The sequence below is a fragment of the Aquirufa sp. ROCK2-A2 genome, from assembly GCF_054558485.1.
In genome coordinates this window covers 81,169-105,304 of record NZ_JBPXKA010000007.1, presented here as the reverse complement: position 1 = coordinate 105,304, position 24,136 = coordinate 81,169, and the positions used below count along the sequence as shown (strand labels likewise).

The window sequence follows — 24,136 nt, the reverse complement described above, 5'->3', positions numbered from 1 at the left end:
GTTATTTCGAATAGGGGCCAAATTTATGTTGAATTTCAGATTTTCCATCGGTATATGGACCAAAAGGATGATCAAAAGGTTTTTTGGAAATATCGGGCCAATCCTGGCTTAAATCTTTGCTAGGTCTTGGCATCGAATTCACAAAAGCAGCTATGTCCCATGCTTCCTCCGTACTTAATTGAGGTTTTTCATAAGTTGCACCTAAGGGCATATTGTATTTAACAAAGCCCGCAAAATTTGAAATACGATACAAACCAGCGCCTTGGTTATAACTATGTGGTCCCCAAAGTGGTGGATAGGTGTAGGATTTTCCATTTTCGGCCAATAGACCAGCACCATCAGCTTGATGACAAGATTGACATTTAGACTCGTAAATCAATTGCCCTTTTTGAGGGTCGGCAGCTCTTTTTAACTTTTTTAATTTAAAAATTCCTGCCCCTTTCGGAACTTTTCCTTTTTCAATATCTGACCCCAACCATTTGATATAAGCTAAAATTCCACGCATCTCCTTGCTTTCTTTGTTTAATGCTTGACCATTTAAACTCCTTTCGAAGCAATCATTTACCCGCTTAACTTGATCTTCTTTAGTGCCAGAACGGGCTCTGAATTTAGGGTAGGTCGATTGAACTGCGAAATAATTATTACCCCAAGGCTGAGTTCCTGCATTTAAATGGCAATTTTGGCAATTCATGCCATTGGAAATTGCTTTTACGGAACCTTTGGGGCCTAAATAGTCGGAAGTATGCGCAATTAATTCTCTTCCATACAAAACCAATTCTTTTTCTTCTTTCGACAAATACATCATTCGCCAATCGGAAGGAGCCGTCCATAAACGAGTAAAGTTAGAATCCGGTTCAACAAATACTTGGGTTGAATCGCTTTGGGTGCTTGGATATCGATTTACTTGTTGATAAGCTAAATAGAATAGTATCACAAGCAAAGAAACAAATAAGCTATACAAGAGGCTATTTAAGCTTTGGAACTTTGATTTTGGAGAGTTGCTAGTAAACATAAGATGGTTGCCATAAAAAAATCAAAATTCACATTTTCAAATTTCATTCGTCGTGATAATAGTCACAATGAATTCAAGTTTATTCCTATAATATTACTCAATCAAATTCAAATTGCCCCTAAAAACGAAACTATTAAAAGCCATGAAACATCAAATACTTATTATTGGAGGAGGAAATGCTGGAATTTCCGTAGCGTCACAGTTACTTAGACAAGATCAAACATTAGATATTGCTATTGTTGAAGGAAGTAAAAAACATTATTACCAACCCGACTGGACTTTAGTAGGGGGTGGCGAGTTTGATATCAAAGATACGGTTCGAGAAGAATCATCTGTTATGCCAGAGAAGGTCAGTTGGATTCAACAGATGGCTAAAAGTTTTATTCCAAATGAGAATAAAGTTGTATTGGAGGATAACACCGAAGTAGAGTATGAGTATTTAATTGTCGCGCCAGGAATACAAGTGAATTGGGATGCGATCAAGGGATTGAAAGAAAATATAGGAAAAAATGGAGTTTGCAGTAATTACAGCTTTGAAACGGCTCCCTATACTTGGGAATGCATGCAAAATACCCGGGGAGGGAATGCTATTTTTACTAATCCGCACACTCCAATAAAATGCGGTGGAGCACCTCAGAAAATCATGTATTTAGCTGCGGATTATTTTAAGAAGCATCATATTTCCACACAAGTTCAATTTTGGAGTGGTGGAACAAGAGTTTTTGGTGTGGAAAAATATGAAAACACATTAAAAAAGGTCATTCAGCGATACGGAATTACCACTCAATTTTTTGTTAGATTGGATGAAATTGATGGTGAAAATAAAAAAGCCAAATTTATTGGTTTAGGTGAAGCAAATAAAGACCAAGTTTATTGGATTGATTATGATATGATTCACGTAACTCCTCCACAATCGGCTCCAGATTTTGTTCGAAATAGTCCCATTGCTAATGAAGCAGGCTGGATTGATGTGGAAAAGCATACATTGCAACACAATAGGTTTAAAAATATTTTTGCCTGTGGTGATGCCGCTAATTTACCAGTTTCTAGAACCGGTGCTGCTATTCGTAAACAAGCTCCGGTTCTTGTGGCTAATTTATTAGCTACTATGAAGAATGAACCAATCGATTCATTTTATAATGGATATTCTTCTTGTCCCATTATCACCGGTTATAATAAATTAGTTTTGGCAGAATTTGATTACAACAATGTACCTACAGAGACATTTCCAATCGATCAATCAAAAGAAAGATGGTCAATGTATCAAATGAAAAAATATCTTTTACCTTACTTATATTGGAATCAAATTTTACCAGGACGAATGTAATATGAATATGATAGATAGTTGGAATGATCGATATAAGCAAGATGCTTTTCAATACGGAACAGAGCCTAATGATTATTTTAAGGCTCAAATTGATCAATTACCCGTCGGTAGAATATTGATTCCCGCAGCTGGCGAAGGCAGAGATGCCGTTTACGCAGCAAAATTGGGTTGGGAGGTCTATGCCTTTGATTCTAGCGAACGCGGCAGGGATAAAGCCATTCAATTAGCAAAAAATGAAAAGGTTTCAATCTATTACACTGTTGAGGACGCTTTAAAAATCAGATATCCATTGGAATCTTTCGATGCAATTGCTTTCATTTATTTTCATTTACCACCTGAAATTAGATGTGTATTTCATCAAATATCTACTAAATGGTTAAAGAACAATGGTGTAGTAATTTTGGAAGGTTTTAATTACAGACAATTAGCGCTTTCATCAGGCGGTCCAAAAAATAAAGATTGGTTATTTGATTCAGTGATTTTAAGGAATGATTTTGATCCTTTATTGATTTTGGAAAATACAGAAAAACAGCGTATTTTAAACGAAGGCCCACTGCATCAGGGAATTGCTGAGGTTATCCAATTCAAGGCTACTAAATTGAAAAATTCATCTCATGTTTAAATTCTCCTTAAATACCTTAATTTTGGGATTGAATTTATAATTTATCGATTTTGAATATCCTACTTGTTCATGACCAAAAACTGCCTGTTTTCACTTATGGGGGAACGGAGCGTGTTATTTGGGGATTGGCCAAAGAATTACATCTTTTGGGCCATCAGGTAACGTTTTTGTTACCAGCTGGTTCAAAATGTGATTTCGCTACTTGTCTGGTTTGGAATCCCTTAAAATCCTTAAATGATCAAATACCGAAAGAAACCGATATTGTTCATCTTCAAAAAGAGCCAGATGAGCCTATTTTTATACCTCATATTGTGACCATTCATGGGAATGGTAATAAAGACCGATTGTTAAACATTAATGCTGTTTTTGTGTCTCAAAATCATGCAAACCGGCATGGATCTGAATCATTTGTTCACAATGGTTTAGATTGGAGTGCATATGCGAAGCCTAATTTACATTCAGAAAGGCAACGTTTTCATTTTTTGGGTAATGCTGCTTGGCGAATCAAAAATGTAAAAGGAGCGATTAAAGTGATTCGAAAAACGCCTAAGGAGCAATTAGATGTATTGGGAGGGAAGCGTTTTAATTTCAAAATGGGTATGCGCTTTACGTTTAGTCCACGAATGCATTTTCACGGAATGGTTGGCGGGCAACAAAAATTTGAATTATTGAAGGCTTCCAAAGGACTTATTTTTCCAGTACTTTGGCATGAACCCTTCGGTTTAGCTATTACCGAGAGTCTATTTTACGGTTGTCCCATTTTCGCAACACCTTATGGCTCTTTACCTGAATTGGTCAATGATGAAATTGGATTTTTGTCAAATAATTCCACAGATTTAGCTGAGGCAATTTTGCAATCAAATCAATACAAACAATCCACTTGCCATGCCATTGCTCAGGAGTTGTATGATTCAAAAACCATGGCAAAAAAATACCTTTCCATGTATGAAAAGGTATTGAATGGTGAAAATTTAAATCAAGTGAACCCACAAATTTTGGATACGAATACACCCAAATTCTTGCCTTGGAATTGATATGATTTCTTATTTTAAAGTATTAATATCAAACAATCCCGTTTTATTCCAAGCCAACTTCCCATTTTCATAGCGTTCAACATAAGGAATGGCCTCAATTTGCAATTCTTTGGCTAATTCCTGGTTTTGATCTACATCTATTTTTATTAGTTCAACTGCTCCTTTTTGATCTTTTACATATTGTTCTAAAATAGGACTTAATTGTTTGCATGGTCCACACCATTCTGCATGAAAATCAACAATAACGGATTTTTTTCCAGAAAGCATTTTTTTATAAGCGACTAAATTCATCCCTTTGCTTTCCATTTTGCTATTTTCGGTACTTAAGGGAAGTTGAGCATTGTTCCATGCTAATATTCCGCCTTTTAGATTCACTACAGATTGAAATCCTAAAGTGGCTAATTGCTGGGCAGCAGCTGTAGAACGACCACCTGATAAACAATAAACGAAAACCGTTTTTTCTTTATCTAAACTAGCTGCTTTTTCTAAAAAGTCTAATGCTTGAATATCCAAGTTTTGAGCTCCATCGATATGTCCAGACTGAAATTCGGCAGGTGTTCTGACATCAATAAGTTGACTTTTTTCTTCGGAAGTAATTTGAGATTGATAATCTTTTGGATTAAGCTCGGTAATCCCTTTTTGGGGATCTTTATCACAAGAAATAATGAAAGCGACCGATAAAATAAAAAGTAATTTTTTCATAGAAAATTTTTGTTCGATATAGTGATCTGATTATTGATATTTGGAAATAATTTCTTCCAAAGTTTTAGCAGGGATAACACCCGATTGTCGCCAAACAGATTTTCCGTCTTTGAATAGAATTAAAGTTGGTACGGATCTAATTTGAAATTTCTCTGCCGTGCTTCTATTCTTGTCCACATCTATTTTGATGATTTTGGCGGAATTTCCCACTTTCTTTTTGACTTGTTCCAAAATGGGTTTTAGTTGTTTACATGGTCCGCACCATTCAGCTGAAAAATCAACCAATACGGGTTCTGTGGTTTTTAATAATTCTGCAAAATTGCTCATATCTGTATTATTTATATTGCATTATCTAAGTGACATCCAAGTACCACCGTTGTGTACATTTTCAAATCCTTGGCCTTTTAATAAACTTTTAGCAGCAGCACTTCGCATTCCAGATGCACAACACGTGATAATGATTTGATCCTTTTTTAATTTGCCTAGTTGCGAAGTTAAGGTTTGTAAAGGTAAGTTCATCGCGCCAGACAGGTGACCTTGATTAAATTCAGCTGGAGTTCTTACATCCACAACTTTTGCCCCATTTTTAATTAATTCTCGAAAATCTACCTTAGGGCCAATTCCAAATATTTTTTTCAATAATGTTAACATGATTTTTTCTGTTTATCATGCAAATATAATCCTCTTTAAAAGCTGAAAACGTGACTAATGTCTCTTTGTGATTTTTGCCGGGTATTGATTTAATAAGATATTTTGTAGTTTCGTTAAAAATAAAAACATCTATGAAAACATTATTTACAATAACATTATTAGTTGTCGCATCCTATTTCGCGAATGCTCAAAACTCGCAGCACAAGGTAGTCATTCAATTAAACACAAGCGATACCTTGGTATGGCATGGTGCTTTGAAGAACATCTCAAATTTACAAACTGCTCTAGGTCCAAATACGCAGGTTGAAGTTGTTGCTCACGGAAGCGGAATTGCTATTTTGATTGATTCGAAAACCACACAAAAGTTGAAAATCGCTGAATTAGCTGCAGCTGGCGTGTTATTTAAAGCGTGCGAAAATACGATTCGTGAACGTAAAATCGATAAATCCTCTTTATTGCCACAATCCGGTTTTGTTCCCTCTGGAGTAGCTGAAGTTGTGTTGAAGCAAGAAGCAGGTTGGGCTTATTTGAAATACTAGAGAAGAGAGAAGAAGAAGAGAGAAGAGAGAAAAGAGAAAAGAGAAAAGGAGTTCCTATTACCTTTTACCTATTACCTATTACCTTTTACCTACTTACTCCCTACTTTTTCAAATCCTATAGAAACAGAATTAACACAATAACGTAATCCTGTTTCTGTAGGTCCATCATCGAAAACATGACCTAGGTGTCCACCACATTTTCCACAGGTAATCTCTATTCTACGCATTCCTAAGGTGTTGTCAACGGTTTCTTTGATCACACCTTTTTTGATTTCTTTATCAAAACTTGGCCATCCACAATGAGAATCAAATTTGGAATCAGATGTAAATAGGGGAGCTCCACAACCTCTACAAGTGTAAACTCCTTTTTCATTGTGCATGAGGAATTTTCCGGTGTAAGGTCTTTCGGTACCTTTTTGACGCAAAATATAGTATTCTTCTTCACTTAATTTTGCTTTCCACTCGGTTTCCGTTTGGGGTAATTTATCCATTTTACTTAGGCGAATTGAATTGTTTTGTTGTTCCGTATTCGATTGACTACAGGCTTGAAATCCAAAAGTTAACAAAATACAAACAGTGATATATTTCATGTTACAACAATTTGTCTATTAAACGTATTATGGATGAAATTGTTTCAATAAGTGTTGAAGATCTTGGTTAAAATTCAATTTGGGATCATAAATCACATTATCCATTTTCCAGGAATGTTCTTTTATGAAGACAATAGTATCGATCCAAATAACTTGGGGAGCTGTATGTTCATTTCGGAATTCAACGATGGATATTGCCTGATTATCCTTTAAAATAATCTTTTTGAGGTCATATTTAGTGAATCCATCAGGTAAACTTGCCAATACCTCGCCTTCTATTTGATTTGGTTTATCGGATGGACTATTACTATTTTTTATACGATTGATATCTTGTTGTGTGCTAATTCTACAAATGGATATGGCATTGATTAATTTTTTTGAAAATAAATTGGTATCCAATTGTCGTTCGTAAATGGAAGAGTGATTGGAATAAATACTCGTAATTTTGGATTGGATGATTGAATTTTCATCATTTTGGGATGTACACGAGATGAATAATGAAACGAAGAGAATGGAAATGTATTTGTACATATTTTAGCGGTTTGTTCTATTTGAATTAGAAATGAAAAAATAAATGAAGATGCGAAATTATGGAATTACCTTAAAAAATTAAAGAATTACTTATTTGATTATCCTAAATGTTAGGTTGATCCTTGCTTGCTTTACCGCTTTCTCTTTCGGGGCAGAATGTTGCCAAAAGTGTTGTACTTCTCCTTTCATGATCAATAAAGATCCGTGTTTTAAATGAAATTCGATTTTTTCAGCATGATTCATTTTTCTTCTTAAAAAAAATCGTCGAGTGGCACCTAAATTTAAGGATGCGATGGTGGGATTTTTACCTAATTCCTTTTCATCATCACAATGCCAACCCATGTAATCATCACCGTCACGGTACCAATTCAAAAGAACCGAATTAAATTCCGTTTGAGCTTGTTTATTCACTTGTTGTTTCAAATAAAGTAGGCCTTCATTCCATGGTTTTGGGCTTAATTGTAATCCAGAATAGGAATATTTCTTACCCTCATCCCCATACCAGGCTGAATATCTAGGTGCGAGAATGGACTTTCCGAACATTTTTAGTTCGTCCTGACTCCATTCAATATGCTTAAAAATGACTTCATTTAGTTTCTTTGTTCGCCAATCGACCATATTGAAGTCGTTGTTTTCTGTTTCAAACAAATATTCCCAATACTTATTGCTCCTTTTTTCATCTAAAAACCCTTCAGAATAAAACAATTCCCCTTGTGGAATCTGTATGTCAAAACCATTCCAATCCTTATTCCATGAATAAGAATACCCTTCCAAATTTGGAATTTGAAAGGGTATTTTATTGGAAGTATTAATCTTTAAACCGAATAAGTCCATGAATGTACAAGAGAGTTTTTGAAGGGTGAAAAATAATAATAATGGGGGCTATTAATACTCAATAAGTACCTTTTTCATTTTAATATTAGCTCTTTCGTATATTCCATTTTCTAATTCTATTTCTTGAAATCCAAATTTTTGATAGAGATGAATAGCCTTTTCTAACTTCGTATTGGAATATAAAATAAGCGTTTGGATAGATAAATTATGGGCAATTCTTAAACAATGTTCAATTAATAATTTCCCAATTCCTAAACCTTGCATTTCTTTTGTAACCGCCATTTTACCTAATTCAAAAATGAATTCACTTTTTTTGATAAGAGAGGCAGTTCCAACAATTTTCTCGTCGAATTTTGCATAATAAATATATCCACCTTTTTCAATGATATATTTTTGAGGGTTGGATAATGTGATGTAATCACCTTCCTCAATTTTAAAATATTTTTCCAACCATTCATAATTGAGTAGCCGAATATGATCTTGTAAATCGATGGTAAAGTCAATTATTTCTATCTTATTTTCCATGGAATTGTCGATAGGCATGATATTTTTTTCTTTCCCTTGGACTAAAGTCCATGACTACAAATTTATGATCCCTGCAGGATTATATTGAAATCTGTTTTTCTCTTTTCTCTTTTCTCTCTTCTCTCTTCTCTTTTCTCTTTTCTCTTTTCTCTTTTCTCTTTTCTCTTTTCTCTTTTCTCTCTTTTCTTTTCTTAATGGGGTAATTGATCTCTGAATTTTCCATAAACCCAGGTTCCAACTACCGCGCTAAGTATCACAATTAAAATGGCAAATGCTCCTGTACCAACTTGTGCAAATAATGGTCCTGGACAAGCTCCAGTAACAGCCCAACCTAAACCGAAAATCAATCCGCCATATATTTGACCTTTGTTGAATTTTTTAGGAGTGAAGGTGATTTCTTCTCCATGAATCGTTTTAACCTTGAATTTTTTGATTAAAAATACGGAAATGGCACCTACCACAACAGCTGTTCCAATAACACCATACATATGGAAACTTTGTAATCGGAACATTTCTTGAATTCTAAACCAAGATATAATTTCCGCTTTCACGAAAACGATACCAAATACGATGCCAACGACTGAATATTTTAAATTATAATACCAGGGATGTTTTAATTCTGATTCATTGACACACATTGTATCCAATGATCGTACTTCAAAATCAGTTTCTTCTTGTTTCGTTTTCATATTTATAAGCTTAAAATGAATGGTAAAATTAAATTGGCCATGATAAATCCACCTATCATAAAACAGATGGTTGCAATTAATGAAGGCCATTGCAAGTCGCTTAGGCCCATAATAGCATGTCCAGAAGTACAGCCTCCTGCGTATCTAGTACCAAATCCTACTAAAAATCCTCCACCGACCATCATGATAAATCCTTTTAGCGTAAACAAATTTTCAAAAGAAAATAATTGGTCAGGAACCAAGCCTGAAAAATTGGTAATTCCATAATTTGCCAACTCTTTGGCTAAATCAGGATGAATGATGATAGGAGCATCTGATTTTAAATAAATAGCCGAAATGGCACCACCAATGAAAATTCCACCTACAAAAAACATATTCCAGCTCTCTTTTTTCCAATCGTATTTGAAAAATGAAATATTACTCGGAAAACAAGCCGCACAAGCATGACGTAAATTGGCGGATATACCAAAGTGTTTATTTCCTAAAATTAAAAGGGTAGGGACGATAAGTCCTATGATTAAGCCGGCTGTATACCAAGGCCAAGGCTGTGTTAAAAATTCAATCATTATTTGATTTTTCTTTTGTTAATAATCCTGTAAATATAAAGCCTAATATAGAAAAATATAATATACTGTTCAGAGGTTTTGCTGTTATGGGGCATGTACCTGTCGAACAACCGATTTCTTTCCAATAATAATATCCTACGATGCCTCCTAGCATAATTCCAGAAATTCGTAAAAAATTATTTGGATTGAACTTCTTCATAATGTATTTCTTCCTTGTTATGATCAGTTTTCTTTATGCTTGGTGGAATTCCGCACCCTTGTGCACCACAGCCCGCATTTAGAATAGCCATAGTTATTAATACAAATCCTAAAATACCCATGATGGTATCTTGGGCCCTAAGAGCTTCATAAAGCGCATATCCGCCGATTACCAGGCGGATGATGCGCATTAAACCCCAATTTTGCATGATATTTTTGACCATTTTATGATTGATAAACTAACATATCATTTAATCCTCCACCATTGTAAACATTTTGTATTCCCGCCTGTTTTAATAAATTCATAGCCATGCCAGAACGGTTACCACTTCTACAGTAAACCACGATGGGCCCACTCATCGATTTAAATTCATCCAAACGCAGAGGAATAATTCCCAAAGGAATATTAAGTGATCCTGTAAAATGTCCACTTGCAAATTCTCCCGTTTCTCTCACATCAACCACAGTTGTCGTTGGGTCTTTTAATAGATCTTCCATGTTATAATAAAGTTGAAGGACACACGTATTCCGTTAATTTAAATTTTTCAGATTCTTTTATTGCCTTGAATCCGCCTTTTACATCAATTAAATTGGCAAAACCTCTTGCTCTCAAAGTTGAAATGAAAATCATCGATCGATATCCGCTCGCACAATGAACGAAATAAGTTTTATCTCTATTGATCTTCACCATACTTTCATTGATAAAATCCAAAGGTGCATTTTCAATATCAACAATATGCTCCGATAAATATTCACTGTTTTTTCGAACATCTAAGATGATTCCTTCGTTGGCATTGACACGATTGATTAGTTCATCCGTATCGATGGATTCTATTTGATCATACTCTTTTCCTGAGTTCTTCCAGCTCGTAAAACCACCTTTTAAATATCCAATGGTGAAATCATAACCGACACGTGCTAAACGAGTGATTACTTCTTCCTCGCGGCCTTCATCTGTGACTAATAAGATTTCTTGTTTAATGTCTGGAATCATTGAACCTACCCATGGTGCAAATGAGCCGTCAATGCCAATGTTAATGGAATTAGGAACAAATCCTTTGGCAAAAGTTTGTGCATTTCTCGTATCTAAAATTAAAGCACTCGTTTCATTGGCAGCTGCTTCGAATCCTTCTGGACTTAAGGCATGCTGGCCTCTTTCTAAAACCTTGTCGATAGAATCATATCCCTGAATATTCATTAAAACGTTCAAAGGAAAATAAGCAGGAGGTGCTACTAAACCCGTTAATACCTCTTTTTTAAACTGTACTTTTGATAAAGCTGGATTTAAGGCATAGTTGCTTTTCTTTTGATTTCCCAAAGTATCTGTTGTTTCTTTGCTCATGTTTTTTCCACATGCAGAACCCGCACCATGCGCTGGATAAACAATGATATCATCTGGCAATGGCATGATTTTGTTTCTTAAGGAGTCAAATAAATGGCCCGCTAAAATATCTTCTGTTAAATCTGCTTTCACTTTTTGTGCCAAATCTGGGCGGCCAACATCTCCTATGAATAAAGTATCACCAGAAAATAAGGCAGTTTCTTTGCCGTTTTCATCTAATAACAAAAAGCAAGTCGACTCCATAGTGTGCCCCGGTGTATGAATGACACGGATTTTAACATCTCCTAATAAAAATTCTTGTCCGTCTTCAGCAGATATACATTCAAATCCACAAGCTGCATTAGGTCCATAGACAATGGGTGCACCGGTTTTGTTCGACAAGTCAATGTGACCTGAAACGAAATCCGCATGAAAATGTGTTTCAAAGACATATTTTATAGTTGCGTTATTTCGTTGAGCCTTTTCAATATAGGGTTGAACCTCACGCAATGGATCGATAATCGCCGCCTCTCCCTTGCTTTCGATGTAATAGGCCCCTTGCGCTAAACATCCTGTGTAAATTTGTTCTACTTTCATGGTATTATTTTTCTAATTCTGTTGTCTAATTTATTTCATTGGGAAGGCTAGTTGTTGAATAAGAATATACATTCCCATTACCAATACAAACCATCCAAAACCTACTTTAAGTTTATTTCCGTCTACTTTTTTACTAATAAGATCACCCATAAATATCCCTACAATGGCCAATCCAGTTACCGTTAATAATAATTTCCAATCAATGATTTGATGTCCGAGATCACCTGTAAATCCAATCAATGATTTTGCTGCAATTATCATAAGCGATGTTCCAATGGCTTGCTTCATAGATAATTTGGAAAGCATTACTAAGGCTGGTATGATTAAAAATCCTCCTCCAGCGCCTACCAATCCTGTTAATACACCCACCACTGTGCCCTCTAACAATATCATTGGATAGTTGAAAACCTGTTCTTCAGGAATAAAAGTTCCTGATTTCTCTTTTTCACATTGTTCACATTTACCTTGAATCATGGAGATGGATGCGGCTACCATCAAAATGGCAAATAAGACCATCATTAATATTGATTTGGTTACCATGAAATCTCCTACCATAAATACTTCATTGGGAATCAAAGGAACAATGAATTTTCGTGTGGCATAAACTGCAGCGATAGAAGGTAGTCCAAATATAACGGCCGTTTTTACATTGATTAATCCTTGTCTGTATTTGGGAAATGCACCCACTAAAGAACTTGCCCCTACGATAAATAAGGAATAGGCTGTAGCTAAAATGGGATTCACTCCAAATAAATAAACTAAAACTGGAACTGTGAGAATCGATCCACCACCCCCAATAAGGCCTAAAGAAATTCCAATGAGAAGCGAGGCAAAGTATCCAATTATTTCCATGTCTAATTTTAAATTTTGTAGTACAAATTTCGAGCCTTTTTTTTGTCAAATTCGTGATTAATATCACAATTGCTCATTTATTTTTCTAAAAAAATTGATAATTTAAAACGACATTGAAATTACTCATATTTACTTTATTGATGATGTATTTTTCATTCGAATAACTATTTCCTTCTTGTTTTTTGTACACATATAAAAATTGAATTTCCAATCCATTAAGTACTTTTTTCAGAGGACTGCTTACTTCAAAGTTCCATTGCCAATAGGAAGGCATTCCATATTTATTTAATGCCACATTTTTCACATCGGGTAACTGAAAATATCCTAGGCCAGATTGAAATAATAATTTTGAATTTTTGAAGGTGTAGGAGGTTTTGGAAACATAGGCAGTTAAATCACCAAAACCTTCATTTCGTTCCCGAGGCAAAAAGGTGTAAAATGGATCTTTTCCCCATTCTCTTGGCATTAAATATCTACCATCTGCCGAAATTCTAGTGAAATTCAGGGACGTTTTCCATGCGGATTTTTCCCAGCCTATTTTTCCTCCGAATATCCTTGATTTTTGATTGGGAGAAAAATAGGTTTTACTTAACAAATCATTTCCACCATGATTAACCACATGTTGTTCGATGTATTGGAAACCAGCCACCCAATTTTTCTTTTTAAAATCAACTTGAAATAATGAGGTGTTGAAAACATTGTCGACATACACATTCCAAAATTTCAAATTGATCATTTGATTGAGTTGATGATTTATTCCGAGAAGTCCGATGAAATTGGATGAAATATTAGTTGCATAAATGGACTTACTTCCATCTACATTAATTCCCGTAGGATAAATTCCAAACGATTGGCCGATGGAATGCCATTGAGTCGTTCCTCTAGGCAAAATTTCCCATAATACGCCAGCTTCTATTTGGGATTTTTTTTTAAATCTTACCTCAGTCCAAATTCCCCCTACTTGAGTAGGGCGCATCCTTCCATCTTGCAAATTGATGAATGGCGAATTAATAGATTGTTTTCCAAGTGTCGAAATTATATTCTTGTATTGGTATTTGAGGTATAAATTTTCTAGTCGATTAATATCACTTCTTTTTTCAATATGTTCCTGATCAAATAAACCTATTTCATACCTATTAGTTTGATTGGTTTTTGGGTCTACCAAGGTCATATCGGAGGATGCTAAATTAAAAATAGTATATTGACCTATTCCAAATTGAAATCCATGAAATTTTCTAGTTTCGAAGGAAAGACCTATACTCAATGCATTGGCATTAGAGTTGATTGTCGAATTATGGTTTTCTGTAGCCATCATGAAATAGCGCATGCTACCATGAATTTTTGGGTGCTTGAAAGCATATGAAATTTTGCTCGTATCTTCTTTTACCTTTGTTTCTTGAGCAAATGCAAGATGGTTTATGAGAAAGAGTAAAATTAATACGATCGAAATTTTGTTAATGAGCATTGGTTTTTTCTTGCAAATTGAAACAAAGCCCAAACATTAAGCGTGATAAACATCACATAGATCGATTTGGTATTCATAGCTGTCTATTATTTAAACCATTTTTTTTTCTAAAGGTCTAAATTCAAGATCTCAATATGTTGTTTATTTAATCTAATATGCCCTTTTTCGGCTAATTTTTTCATTAATCTTGATATGACTTCCCGAGAAGAATTCAATTCTTGAGCAATATCAGTGAAGGAAACTTTTATGATATTCGTTTTAAGGCTTTTTTGATGTTGTTTCAAATACCAAAGTAATCGCTCATCCAAATTTCTGAAAGCAATTTGATCTAAGGTGTCCAATAATTCTTCAAAACGTGAACGATACGTTTCCAACACAAATTGATACCAAGATTTATATTTACTAGACCATTCGTCCATAAGTTCTACAGGAATGGCTAAAACCTCCGTATCTACTAGAGCCTTTGCCATAATTTGACTCGATAAATTTCTAGCTGCACAAGTCATTGAAATGGCGCATGCCTCTCCTGGATGAATATTGTACATAAATACCTCATTGCCTTCATCATCTTCCCTAAAAACCTTGATGATTCCATTCAATACCAATACCGCCGAACGAATACTTTGCCCGGTTTTCATCAAGTATTCATCTGATTTGAATTTTCGGACCAATCCAACTTGTTGGATTTTTTTCATTAATTCAGGTTCAAATTGTTTGAAAAGTGTTTCTGTTTTGTTTGACATCGTATATTTTAACTAGTATTTTGTTTTGGCTTCTAGAACCTCGACCACCGCTATTTTTCTCTTTTCTCTTTTCTCTTTTCTCTTCTCTTCTCTCTTTTCTCTTTTCTCTTCTCTCTTTTCTCTTTTCTCTTTTCTCTTTTCTCTCTTCTCTTTTCTCTTTTCTCTTTTCTCTCTTCTCTCTTCTCTCTTCCTACAGATTAACTACTCTTTGCTCATGATTACTTAAAAATGCAGCATCAATGATTGTTAAACAATTGATACCATCTTGCGAAGAAACGATAGGCGAGCTATTTTTTCGTAACGTTTGGTATACGTTTTCATAAAAAGCCATATATACTCCTTGTTCAGATGGGATTTTTACTCGTTCTTTTTCCGTATTCAAAATCCCAAATTCATTATCCGTTTCAGTTCCCCAATTCTCTCCAAATGGAATTTTACCACTTTGTAAATCTGCTTCCTGTTTGTCGGCTCTAGATTTAACAAAACTTCCTAAACGTCCATGCAATTGATAGGAAGCTATGGCCTCTTTGATAAAATATCCTCCTTTTAAACGTACTCGAGTATGTGGATAAAAAAGTAATATTTCGAAGTAGTCTTCTGCTTGGGTATTTTCTCTTAATTTTCTTAAATCTGCATATACTTTATCGGGCATTCCAAAAAGGGACAATGCTTGATCAATGATATGTGCACCTAAATCTTTGACAATTCCTGCCCCAGGACCTTCTAATTCCTTGTGAAGCTTAGGGGATAAATTCGGATTAAATCGGTCAAAATGAAATTCAGCCTCAACAACTTCTCCAAGTACTCCACTATCTTTCACTTTTTTTACCGTTAAAAAATCGGAATCCCAACGTCTATTTTGGTAAACAAAAACCTGTTTATTGACTGATAGAGCCAATTCATGAATTTTAATTGCCTCTTCTGTATTACACATAAAAGCCTTTTCTACTACGATATGTTTTCCTGCTTTTAATGCTTTTTCTGCATATTCAAAATGACTGTAAATAGGGGTGTTGACAATCACTAATTCGATTTGGTCATTATTCAGAATTTCATCTAAATTTTCATAAGATTTCACATCAGAATAATAATCTTGAATCACTTTTTTGCTCCTTTCCCAACTCCCCACAAGGGTAAATTCTGGGTGCAAATGAATGAAAGGTGCGTGAAAAACTCTGCCCGACATCCCAAATGACAATAAAGCGGTGTTTATTGATTTCAGTTGATGACTCATAATCAAATTATTTTGTTAAATTGAAGGGTAAAAATAAAGAAATTAAACCTTTTAAAAAGTAAAATTTTAACTGAATGAAAAACCAATTAACGATTGCACTAAGTTTCATTGCATTTGCGACTTATTCTCAAAACAAGTTTTCCCAACCTAAACAACATCCATTAATCAGCCATATTTATACCGCTGATCCTTCTGCCCACGTTTTTAATGGTCAAATTTATATTTATCCTTCGCATGATATCGATGCGGGTGTTAAAGAAGATGATATGGGTAGCCATTTTGCGATGAATGATTATCATGTCTTTTCGCAGAAAGATCCAAGTTCTGAGGCAAAGGATAATGGTGTGGCTTTGGCCTTGGGAAATATACCTTGGGCATCTAAAATGCTTTGGGCACCGGATGCGGCGGAGAAAGCTGGACAATATTATTTATATTTTCCTGCTAAAGATAAAGAGGGTATTTTTCGAATAGGTGTAGCCAAAGGAAATAAGCCGGAAGGGCCTTTCATAGCTGAAAAAGAAGCCATAATTGGTTCATTTAGTATTGATCCTTGTGTGTTTAAAGACAAAAATGGCGAATATTATTTATATGTTGGTGGTATTTGGGGTGGTCAATTACAAAGATGGAAGTCGGGTAAATACCAAATGGATGATTCGCAACCATCTGATAATTCTCCAGCTTTGATGCCTAAAATTGCCAAGTTGAAAGGAAACATGATTGAATTGGCTGAACCTTTAAAAGACGTCAAAATATTAGATGAAAAAGGCCAACTTTTACTTTCATCTGATCATGATAGAAGATTTTTTGAGGCTGCTTGGGTGCATGTGTACCAAGGAAAATATTACCTTAGTTATTCAACAGGAGATACACATCACATTGCTTATGCGACATCTGATTCTCCTTATGGACCATTTGTTTATCAAGGAGAAGTTTTAAAGCCCGTAAATGGTTGGACGAATCATCATTCCATTGTAGAGTTTGGAGGTAAATGGTACTTGTATTACCATGATGTGGAGCTTTCAGGCAAAACGCATTTACGAAATATCAAAATGACAGAATTAAAGCATGATGCCAAAGGTAAAATTGAGGTAATTTCAGCCTATAATTAAATTGAAGTTGGATTTTAATTATTTAAATTACCCACAATGGAATTATTAAATGCCGAATGGTATCAAAAAAATGTACGTACTAGAAAAGTAGACGGACATAAAAAAACCTTTGGCCATGTGTTGGTGATGGGTGGGAGCGATGGTAAATGTGGGGCACCTATGCTAACATCAAAAGCAGCGATGAGAGCAGGCTGTGGATTAGTGACAGCTTATGTTCCTCAAGCTGCTGTTCAAGCATTATTATCTTTTGCTCCTGAAATCATGACTGTTTCGCATGATAATCACCCGTTTTTGACCATCGATATTAATAATGTGGAGGCAATTGCCTTTGGTCCTGGTATGGGGACTGATTTAGAAGTACGCGATTTACTTTTGCAACTTTTGGAAACCTATCCATCAAAACCTATGGTGATCGATGCTGATGGATTAAATATACTTGCTCAGAACCCGGATACATATTCTCTTTTGAATCAAAATCATATCCTAACTCCCCATGTGGGTGAATTTGCTCGATTAATGGGTGACCGTTTTGATTCAACTAAAATTTTGGAACAAGCAAATATATTTGCCATTGACCATGGTGTTAATCTCGTTTTGAAAGGGAAGAATTCTCGGATAGTTACTTTTGATGGTCAAGTTTTTGAAAATACAACTGGTAATTCGGGTATGGCTACTGCAGGGAGTGGGGATGTGTTAACAGGAATTATAGCTTCTTTATGTGCTCAAGGCTATTCTCCAAAAATCGCCGCATGCATGGGAGTTTATATGCATGGTTTAGCAGGAGATTTAGCAACCAATCATCAAAGTGAAGCAAGTTTAATAGCTAGTGATATCGTGGAGGCATTGAAATTAGTTTTTAGTGATTAGTTATTAATGCGAATTAAGGGTTGAAATTTCCAATTATTAATCTCTTCCTTTACCGCTTTTGGCTTCGATACTTCGGAAAGCTAACTAAGCGAGCTCAGTTAACACTATTTATTCTTTTCAGGACTTATAATTGAACTTGCGGTTAATCCGACGAAAGATTTGAGCGAAGCGGAAGGCGGAGCTTTGACAATGAGCATGGGAGATGTGCGTCAGGGTCAAAGAAAATAGCCGAAAGCGTAGTGAAAATCGGTCAGTCAGCTGACTGATTCGTCTTGGATTAACTGGCAGTAAATAAGTTTTTTAGTTTCTTTTTTTCTAAAAAAAAGAAATGCCATGGAAAATGAATTAGCCAATAAATGGCAATGCGATATGGAATGTTTAGATATTAATGAATATTTTAACTCTTAATTCGCATTATTAGTTATTAGTTATTAGTTATTAGTGTTTCTATTCCCTAACATTTAACACTAATAACTAATAACTAATAACTAAAAACTATAAAAGTATCGCTTTTGCGTATTCAACGCATTTTTTCACCTCCGCCACAGGATTAGAATCCGCTGGTACATCGTATTCTAATTCGATGGTAGCAGGGAATTTGTATTTTTTCTCTTTCAAAAGGGTTAAGATTTCTTTCAATGGAGTATTTCCTTGTCCCCATGGCATATTTTGTCCACCGTTTTCTTTATTTTTTCTATCCTTAATGTGCATCGAAGTGATACGATCATGCTTGTTCTCGATTAATTTCAATAAGGTTTCTGTTGTATTAGGTCCACCTGCCGCGATGTAATGGCCACAGTCTAAATTCAATGAATTATAAGGTGATTGTGCCAATGCTACATCCCAAGCTGTATCTGTTGCTTGTAAGTGAGCATGGTAACCGATATAAACTTTGTGTTTGCTTGCTAAATCGCCTAATCGTTGCGAGTGAGCTGGATTAGTAGGTAATTCGATGGTTACTGAATTAGCACCTAATGTTTTAGCTACTTTCAATGCATATTCAATTTCACCATCAGTATTATTAGGATTCAAAGCATTAGGTTTGAACGCATAAATGCTTACACCCGCTTTATCAAACATATTTTTTACTACTTTTACCTTATCCATACTTACCGTTTCTCTCCAAGTAGCCACATCTTTGTTATATTGTGCCATGGCTGCTTTTTGCTCATCCGTCAAAGTAGGTCTTGGTTGGCCAGGTTGCCATCTTGGCATTGCAACTGGATTTTTCGGTTTGCCGATGTATTCCTCAACAGCTTCTCCCATTAACTCAATTGCACTTACTCCTGAATCTACACAGTATTGTAAGGTTTCTTGAATACTTCCAGGTAAAGAACGGAATGAATAAGTTATTGCACCTATTTGCACTCCAGCGAATTTCGAATTAGGTCCTAAAAAAAGATTTCCTTGTGCAAAGGCTGTTTTACTTGCCATGAAAATCCCCAAAGATGCCAATGAGCCTTTTAATAGAAAATTACGTCTCGATTGACTATTGATTGATTGTTCTTCGTTTAACATGTTTGTAATAGGTTTTAAAAAATGAGTAAGCAATGTTGTAAATATTTTTCAATAAATTATCCCGAAAAATTTCTTTTGCGACCAAATGCCTAATTTAAGGCATTAAATTGGCTTTCAGCGTCAATATATTTTTGGTATCAAATGAATTTAGCAAATGAATAAGTAAAGCATTTCCTTGTCTGGATACCTTCCAATTCCAATGATGAGGATTTTCAGTATATCGAATAGTTAAATTCAATTCCTGATTGGGATTCCAATGATAAGAAGCCGCTGTTTTGAAGGGTGCTAAATTGGCTTGGGCATTTCTAGCTGCTCGCAGTAAATAGGGTCCTGGTAAAGTAGTTTCACCCGATTCTAATGAATTTTCTGTCAATATAATAGAGTGTATTGATTTATCTTCCAATTGGATATTCATTCGAATGTTTTCAGCAGATTTTTCGAAAGAAATTTCTTTAAAATTGAAGCTATTTTTATTGAACTCAAATCGATGAAGAAATGGATTTAATTCTCCATGATTTAAATGGGAAGTCGGAAATTTTATTTTGTTGTTTTTAAGTAATTGGTTTAAATGTGCTAAGGCTTTTTCATTTTTTGCTATTGGTTTTTCCTCAAAGGCAGGTAAAAGATGTTTCCATATCATGTTTAAATCATCTTGTAAATCCAAGGATTCAGATGTGATGACAACTACCGCATCTTTTTCTGGTAGAACAACAATGTATTGTCCAAATGCCCCATCCGCTCTAAAACCATTGTTGCGGCATCTCCAAAATTGAAATCCATAACCTTGTAACCAGTCGGAAGAATCTTTTTTGGCTTGACTCGCCGTTGGATCTTGATCGATTTGCTTCGAAGTTGCCATATTGACCCAATTTTTGGATAATATTTGTTTCCCGTTCCAATTTCCTTTTTGTAAATACAATTGGCCTAATTTAGCCATGTCTTCCGTATGAATTCGAATGCCCCAACCGCCAGTATTGATACCCTTCGGGTCAGTTTCAAAATCGATATCTTTTATCCTTAAGGGAGTTAATAATCTACTTTGCAAAAAATCAATGACTGTTTTGCCGCTGGTTTTTTGAACAATCGCTGAAAGCATATATGTGGCTAAGGTGTTGTAAAGAAATTTTGATCCCGGCTTGTTTTCAATAGGGGCAGATAAAAATCCTTTAATCCAATCATCTGTCGCCGGTACTACGCCTCTCAAGGGTTCAACTTTGTGTCCTGCCGACATCGTCAATAGGTTTCTAACTGTTAAATCGCTGATAAAAGGCTTTTGACTTAATTCTTTGTATTCCGGAAAAAAATCGATGACTTTATCATCCAATCCAAAAATTTTTTCATCAATTGCAAATCCTACGGCTGTAGAGGTCCAACTTTTGCTGACCGAATACATGCTGTGTTTTTTGTCTGAACTATAAGGATTCCACCACGACTCGGCAATGACTTTACCATGTCTGACAATCATAATGGAATGCAATTCATGTTTGGATGGATCAAATGATTGAATAAATTGTTCGATGGATTCGGAGGAAACACCTTCTCGCTCGGGGGTACTTCTAGGTAATGATTGTGCGAAAATTGATGAGTAGACAAATAAAATCAGGATGAATCCCAGACTTAGTTGTTGGATTTTTTTCATAATTAACAGGTTTACACGAAATTTGATTTTAATTTACCAATTAATCTCAAAAGATTCATCATGGGCGAAGTTTTATTACAAGTTAAGGATTTGGGTGTTGCCTATGGTAATCAAGTGATTTTGTCCAATATCCATTTCACCATGAAAGAAAAGGAGGTTTGGGCAATTGTGGGTGGAGTGGGAGCTGGAAAAACAAGTCTAGCCAAAGCATTAACCGGTCGGTTATTTCGAACAGGGGAGGTGCAATTTAAGGCTTTGGGTGATCGGAAGAATCCATTTGTGCTTTTGGTTGATCAGCAACATCAGTTTAAAAATCGAAGCAATGTCAATGAGTTTTATTTACAACAACGTTTCAATTCAGCTGATTCACAAGATTCTTACACCATAAAAGAGGAATTGGAAGGAGAGGATCTTTCCAAAGTAATGCACTTGTTGGAGATGTTTCAACTGACAGAACACTTTGATATACCTTTATTGCAATTGTCCAATGGTGAAAATAAGCGTTTGCAAATCATCAAGGCAATTTTGAAAGAACCTGATTATTTGATTTTTGACAACCCGTATTTAGGCTTAGATAAATCGGGTCGAGCGCTATTGACCCAATCTTTGGAAAAATTAAAAAATCAGCAAATTCCATTTATCCTGATTAATAGTCCCATTGATTTACCTGAATTGGTCGATCAAGTTTTATTTTTGGATCAAGGAAAAGTGAAGTTCCAAGGATCAAGGGCTGAATATTTAAATTTGAACCAATCCTTTCATGTTCAAACCGATTGGAAAAGACTTTTGGATGAATTAATCCGCACAGCTGTTCAATTTCCGACTTTTGAAAAGGCGGTTCAGATGGAATCAGCAACGATTAAGTATCAAGAAAAAGTGATTTTGCAAAATGTGAATTGGGAAGTATCCAAAGGTAGCCAATGGGCTTTGCGGGGTCCCAATGGAGCTGGTAAGTCGACTTTGATCAGTATGATAACAGCAGATAATCCTCAAAGTTATTCTCAAAAATTGTGGTTGTTTGATCGAAAAAGGGGCACCGGTGAAAGTATTTGGGACATCAAAAAACGGATTGGTTTTGTGAGTCCAGAATTGCATTTATACTTTAAATCTGCTGAAACCTGTTTTTCGGTCATTGGGTCTGGATTATTTGATACCATTGGTTTATTCAAAAAATTAACTGAGCAACAAGAGAAAAGGGTTTTGGATTGGATGCAAATACTTGGAATTGTCCACCTTAAAAATCATTATTTTCAGCGTATATCGACCGGAGAACAGCGTTTGGTACTATTGGCAAGGGCTTTTGTTAAAAATCCACCCTTATTGATTTTGGATGAACCTTGTCAGGGATTAGACCAATATCAAATTGAACATATCAAACAAGTCATTGATTACCTAGCTGAAAATTCAGATATGACCTTGATTTATGTATCGCATTATGATTCGGATATTCCAAGTTGTGTGGAAAATAGGTTTGAATTATGATTTTTCTCTCTTTTATCTTCACCCTGGACTAAAGTCCAAGGCTACAAAATTTATCATCCCTGCGGGATTATTTTGAATTCTGTTTTTTTTCTCTTTTCTCTTTTCCCGTTTTCACTTTTCTCTTTTCCCGTTTTCTCTTTTCTCTCTTGATACCTCCAAACTCATTCGCTCGCTCGGCTGGCTAAACCATTTAGGTCCATTTTCGGTCATGTAAACACAATCCTCATGTCGCACTCCAAATTCACCAGGAATGGCGATGGTAGGTTCAATGCTAAAGCACATGCCAACTTGTAGCGGTAATTTATTGCCTTTTACCATATTTCCCCATTCATGTCCATTCATGCCAATCCCATGACCGGTTCGATGCGGAAGTCCAGGTAATTGATAATTCGGCCCAAATCCTGCATCTGTGATGACTTTTCGAGCAGCAAAATCCACTTCCTCGCAAGCAACGCCCAATTGGGCAGCTTTAAATCCAGCTAATTGTGCTTTTTGCTCTAATTCCCAAATGAATTTTTGTTTATCGGTGGGCTTACCAAAAATAATCGTCCGAGTAATATCTGAACTGTATCCACCTAGTCGACAACCTACATCTAACATCACCACATCGCCATTTTTGAGTGGCGATTTTTTATTGCTTCCATGAGGGAAAGATGTGGCTAATCCGAAGGTTACTGAAGCAAAATCATGTACGGCACCCATTTGAGCATGTGCATAGGCGATTTTGTCTGCAATCAATTTAGCGCTAACTCCTTCGTTAAGAAAGGAATAGGCATAATCAATGGCCTTTAACGTAATATCGTTGGCCAATTGCATCAAAGCAATTTCATGGGAGGATTTGATCAATCTACAAGGTATTGTTATGGGATCTCCACTGATGATTTCGAAATTTTGATCTGATTTTTTTAGTCCATCTGTAATAAAAAACCGCGTATTTTCTTCAACTGCTAAATTTCCTTTTGAAAAGCCCCCATTTTTAAGAAGAGCAATGCAAAGTGAAAACGGATTCTCGTGTTCTTCCCAGGTAGTAATTTGATCACCGATTTTTTCTAATTCCAGAAAGCGATCTTCTTCAAATGCTGGACAAATATATTGGATCTCACCTTTTTGAGGGATGATACATAACATACTTCGCTCGCTAGGGTACCATTTCAAGCCTGTGAAATATTCCAAACTGGTTCCTGCATCCAATATCAAGGCTTGGATTTGATTTTCTTGCATGAGCTTTTGTGCCTTTGAAATTCGATTTAAACGCTCATCCCGAGTGATTGGATTGAATTGAACTTTCTGGAATTCTTCCAAATGATTTTTCTCGAAATTCAAATGGTGGCCAAGTATTTGAAAACCAAGAAAAGAAATACTGGAATTTTTAATGAAATTTCGTCTTTCTATTTTCATGTAAAGCTTTTTTTTCAATGGATTATCCCATTTTTTCTCAAAATTATGTTTTTCGAACAGATTTTTTCAAATTGCTTTCCATATTCCTTAA

At 35.4% G+C, this 24,136-nt stretch carries 28 protein-coding genes; 7 read left to right on the top strand and 21 right to left on the bottom strand.

Annotated elements, in window-relative coordinates:
* Position 1 precedes the first annotated feature (1 nt).
* Positions 2–934 carry a c-type cytochrome gene (locus tag V7S76_RS10030; RefSeq protein WP_459509970.1) on the bottom strand — a complete coding sequence of 311 codons (933 nt, stop codon included), beginning with the start codon at positions 932–934 and terminating at the stop codon, positions 2–4.
* A 220-nt stretch (positions 935–1,154) separates the two neighbouring features.
* Between V7S76_RS10030 and V7S76_RS10025 the strand changes: the two genes are divergently transcribed.
* Genes V7S76_RS10025 through V7S76_RS10015 form a run of 3 tightly spaced genes read left to right on the top strand, consistent with a single transcriptional unit; the run spans position 1,155 to position 3,995 of the window.
* Complete coding sequence (locus tag V7S76_RS10025; protein WP_459509969.1) at positions 1,155–2,339, top strand: NAD(P)/FAD-dependent oxidoreductase; 1,185 nt, start codon at positions 1,155–1,157, stop codon at positions 2,337–2,339.
* Between the two features lie 7 nt (positions 2,340–2,346).
* Positions 2,347–2,961, top strand: a complete 615-nt coding sequence (locus tag V7S76_RS10020; protein WP_459509968.1) for a class I SAM-dependent methyltransferase — start codon at positions 2,347–2,349, stop codon at positions 2,959–2,961.
* A 50-nt stretch (positions 2,962–3,011) separates the two neighbouring features.
* Positions 3,012–3,995 (top strand): glycosyltransferase, encoded by a 984-nt coding sequence (locus V7S76_RS10015; protein ID WP_459509967.1) that lies wholly within the window; start codon positions 3,012–3,014, stop codon positions 3,993–3,995.
* A gap of 9 nt (positions 3,996–4,004) precedes the next feature.
* Here V7S76_RS10015 and V7S76_RS10010 read toward each other — a convergent pair whose 3' ends face one another.
* From V7S76_RS10010 to V7S76_RS10000, 3 genes are read right to left on the bottom strand one after another with little or no spacing between them, the layout of a single operon-like run.
* Complete coding sequence (locus V7S76_RS10010; RefSeq protein WP_459509966.1) at positions 4,005–4,697, bottom strand: rhodanese-like domain-containing protein; 693 nt, start codon at positions 4,695–4,697, stop codon at positions 4,005–4,007.
* A 30-nt stretch (positions 4,698–4,727) separates the two neighbouring features.
* A complete protein-coding gene (gene trxA / locus V7S76_RS10005; protein WP_459509965.1) occupies positions 4,728–5,024 on the bottom strand; it encodes a thioredoxin in 297 nt (98 codons plus the stop codon).
* 21 nt (positions 5,025–5,045) lie between these two features.
* The gene (locus tag V7S76_RS10000) at positions 5,046–5,348 is read right to left on the bottom strand and encodes a rhodanese-like domain-containing protein (protein WP_459509964.1); all 303 of its coding nucleotides are present in this window, start codon (positions 5,346–5,348) and stop codon (positions 5,046–5,048) included.
* Positions 5,349–5,479: 131 nt separating this feature from the next.
* Between V7S76_RS10000 and V7S76_RS09995 the strand changes: the two genes are divergently transcribed.
* The gene (locus tag V7S76_RS09995; protein WP_459509963.1) at positions 5,480–5,887 is read left to right on the top strand and encodes a DsrE family protein; all 408 of its coding nucleotides are present in this window, start codon (positions 5,480–5,482) and stop codon (positions 5,885–5,887) included.
* Positions 5,888–5,976: 89 nt separating this feature from the next.
* Here the strand turns inward: V7S76_RS09995 and msrB are convergent, their stop codons facing one another.
* The 14 genes from msrB to V7S76_RS09925 all read right to left on the bottom strand — a co-directional run bounded on the left by msrB (position 5,977) and on the right by V7S76_RS09925 (position 16,032).
* Positions 5,977–6,477 carry a peptide-methionine (R)-S-oxide reductase MsrB gene (msrB, locus tag V7S76_RS09990; RefSeq protein WP_459509962.1) on the bottom strand — a complete coding sequence of 167 codons (501 nt, stop codon included), beginning with the start codon at positions 6,475–6,477 and terminating at the stop codon, positions 5,977–5,979.
* A gap of 27 nt (positions 6,478–6,504) precedes the next feature.
* Positions 6,505–7,008, bottom strand: coding sequence for a hypothetical protein (locus V7S76_RS09985; RefSeq protein WP_459509961.1), 504 nt, complete (start codon positions 7,006–7,008; stop codon positions 6,505–6,507).
* Between the two features lie 90 nt (positions 7,009–7,098).
* The gene (locus tag V7S76_RS09980; protein WP_459509960.1) at positions 7,099–7,842 is read right to left on the bottom strand and encodes an alpha-ketoglutarate-dependent dioxygenase AlkB family protein; all 744 of its coding nucleotides are present in this window, start codon (positions 7,840–7,842) and stop codon (positions 7,099–7,101) included.
* A gap of 51 nt (positions 7,843–7,893) precedes the next feature.
* Entirely contained in the window at positions 7,894–8,367 is a 474-nt protein-coding gene (locus V7S76_RS09975; protein WP_459509959.1) for a GNAT family N-acetyltransferase, read from the bottom strand.
* Between the two features lie 79 nt (positions 8,368–8,446).
* Positions 8,447–8,590 carry a hypothetical protein gene (locus tag V7S76_RS09970; protein WP_459509958.1) on the bottom strand — a complete coding sequence of 48 codons (144 nt, stop codon included), beginning with the start codon at positions 8,588–8,590 and terminating at the stop codon, positions 8,447–8,449.
* Positions 8,559–9,056 (bottom strand): DUF6691 family protein, encoded by a 498-nt coding sequence (locus V7S76_RS09965; RefSeq protein ID WP_459509957.1) that lies wholly within the window; start codon positions 9,054–9,056, stop codon positions 8,559–8,561. The genes V7S76_RS09970 and V7S76_RS09965 overlap by 32 nt, the downstream gene beginning before the upstream one ends.
* Before the next feature lie 2 nt (positions 9,057–9,058).
* Positions 9,059–9,622 (bottom strand): YeeE/YedE family protein, encoded by a 564-nt coding sequence (locus V7S76_RS09960; protein WP_459509955.1) that lies wholly within the window; start codon positions 9,620–9,622, stop codon positions 9,059–9,061.
* A 176-nt stretch (positions 9,623–9,798) separates the two neighbouring features.
* A complete protein-coding gene (locus tag V7S76_RS09955; RefSeq protein WP_459509954.1) occupies positions 9,799–10,044 on the bottom strand; it encodes a hypothetical protein in 246 nt (81 codons plus the stop codon).
* Between the two features lies 1 nt (position 10,045).
* Complete coding sequence (locus V7S76_RS09950; protein WP_459509953.1) at positions 10,046–10,318, bottom strand: rhodanese-like domain-containing protein; 273 nt, start codon at positions 10,316–10,318, stop codon at positions 10,046–10,048.
* Position 10,319: 1 nt separating this feature from the next.
* The gene (locus tag V7S76_RS09945; RefSeq protein WP_459509952.1) at positions 10,320–11,738 is read right to left on the bottom strand and encodes an MBL fold metallo-hydrolase; all 1,419 of its coding nucleotides are present in this window, start codon (positions 11,736–11,738) and stop codon (positions 10,320–10,322) included.
* 30 nt (positions 11,739–11,768) lie between these two features.
* Positions 11,769–12,590 (bottom strand): sulfite exporter TauE/SafE family protein, encoded by an 822-nt coding sequence (locus tag V7S76_RS09940; RefSeq protein ID WP_459509951.1) that lies wholly within the window; start codon positions 12,588–12,590, stop codon positions 11,769–11,771.
* Between the two features lie 85 nt (positions 12,591–12,675).
* Entirely contained in the window at positions 12,676–13,917 is a 1,242-nt protein-coding gene (locus tag V7S76_RS09935; protein ID WP_459509950.1) for an OprD family outer membrane porin, read from the bottom strand.
* 245 nt (positions 13,918–14,162) lie between these two features.
* On the bottom strand, positions 14,163–14,798 hold the full coding sequence (locus V7S76_RS09930) for a Crp/Fnr family transcriptional regulator (RefSeq protein WP_459509949.1): 636 nt from the start codon (positions 14,796–14,798) through the stop codon (positions 14,163–14,165).
* Between the two features lie 190 nt (positions 14,799–14,988).
* Complete coding sequence (locus V7S76_RS09925; RefSeq protein WP_459509948.1) at positions 14,989–16,032, bottom strand: Gfo/Idh/MocA family oxidoreductase; 1,044 nt, start codon at positions 16,030–16,032, stop codon at positions 14,989–14,991.
* Positions 16,033–16,106: 74 nt separating this feature from the next.
* On the opposite strand from V7S76_RS09925, the gene V7S76_RS09920 reads away from it, so the two are divergent.
* Positions 16,107–17,141, top strand: coding sequence for a glycoside hydrolase family 43 protein (locus V7S76_RS09920; RefSeq protein ID WP_459509947.1), 1,035 nt, complete (start codon positions 16,107–16,109; stop codon positions 17,139–17,141).
* Between the two features lie 36 nt (positions 17,142–17,177).
* Positions 17,178–18,008: an NAD(P)H-hydrate dehydratase gene (locus V7S76_RS09915; protein WP_459509946.1), complete on the top strand. Its 831-nt coding sequence runs from the start codon at positions 17,178–17,180 to the stop codon at positions 18,006–18,008.
* A 495-nt stretch (positions 18,009–18,503) separates the two neighbouring features.
* Here V7S76_RS09915 and V7S76_RS09910 read toward each other — a convergent pair whose 3' ends face one another.
* Complete coding sequence (locus V7S76_RS09910; protein ID WP_459509945.1) at positions 18,504–19,526, bottom strand: sugar phosphate isomerase/epimerase family protein; 1,023 nt, start codon at positions 19,524–19,526, stop codon at positions 18,504–18,506.
* 94 nt (positions 19,527–19,620) lie between these two features.
* Entirely contained in the window at positions 19,621–21,165 is a 1,545-nt protein-coding gene (locus V7S76_RS09905; RefSeq protein WP_459509944.1) for a serine hydrolase domain-containing protein, read from the bottom strand.
* Positions 21,166–21,225: 60 nt separating this feature from the next.
* Between V7S76_RS09905 and V7S76_RS09900 the strand changes: the two genes are divergently transcribed.
* Positions 21,226–22,647: an ATP-binding cassette domain-containing protein gene (locus V7S76_RS09900; RefSeq protein WP_459509942.1), complete on the top strand. Its 1,422-nt coding sequence runs from the start codon at positions 21,226–21,228 to the stop codon at positions 22,645–22,647.
* A 111-nt stretch (positions 22,648–22,758) separates the two neighbouring features.
* Here the strand turns inward: V7S76_RS09900 and V7S76_RS09895 are convergent, their stop codons facing one another.
* Entirely contained in the window at positions 22,759–24,045 is a 1,287-nt protein-coding gene (locus V7S76_RS09895) for a M24 family metallopeptidase (protein WP_459509941.1), read from the bottom strand.
* Positions 24,046–24,136: the final 91 nt, after the last annotated feature.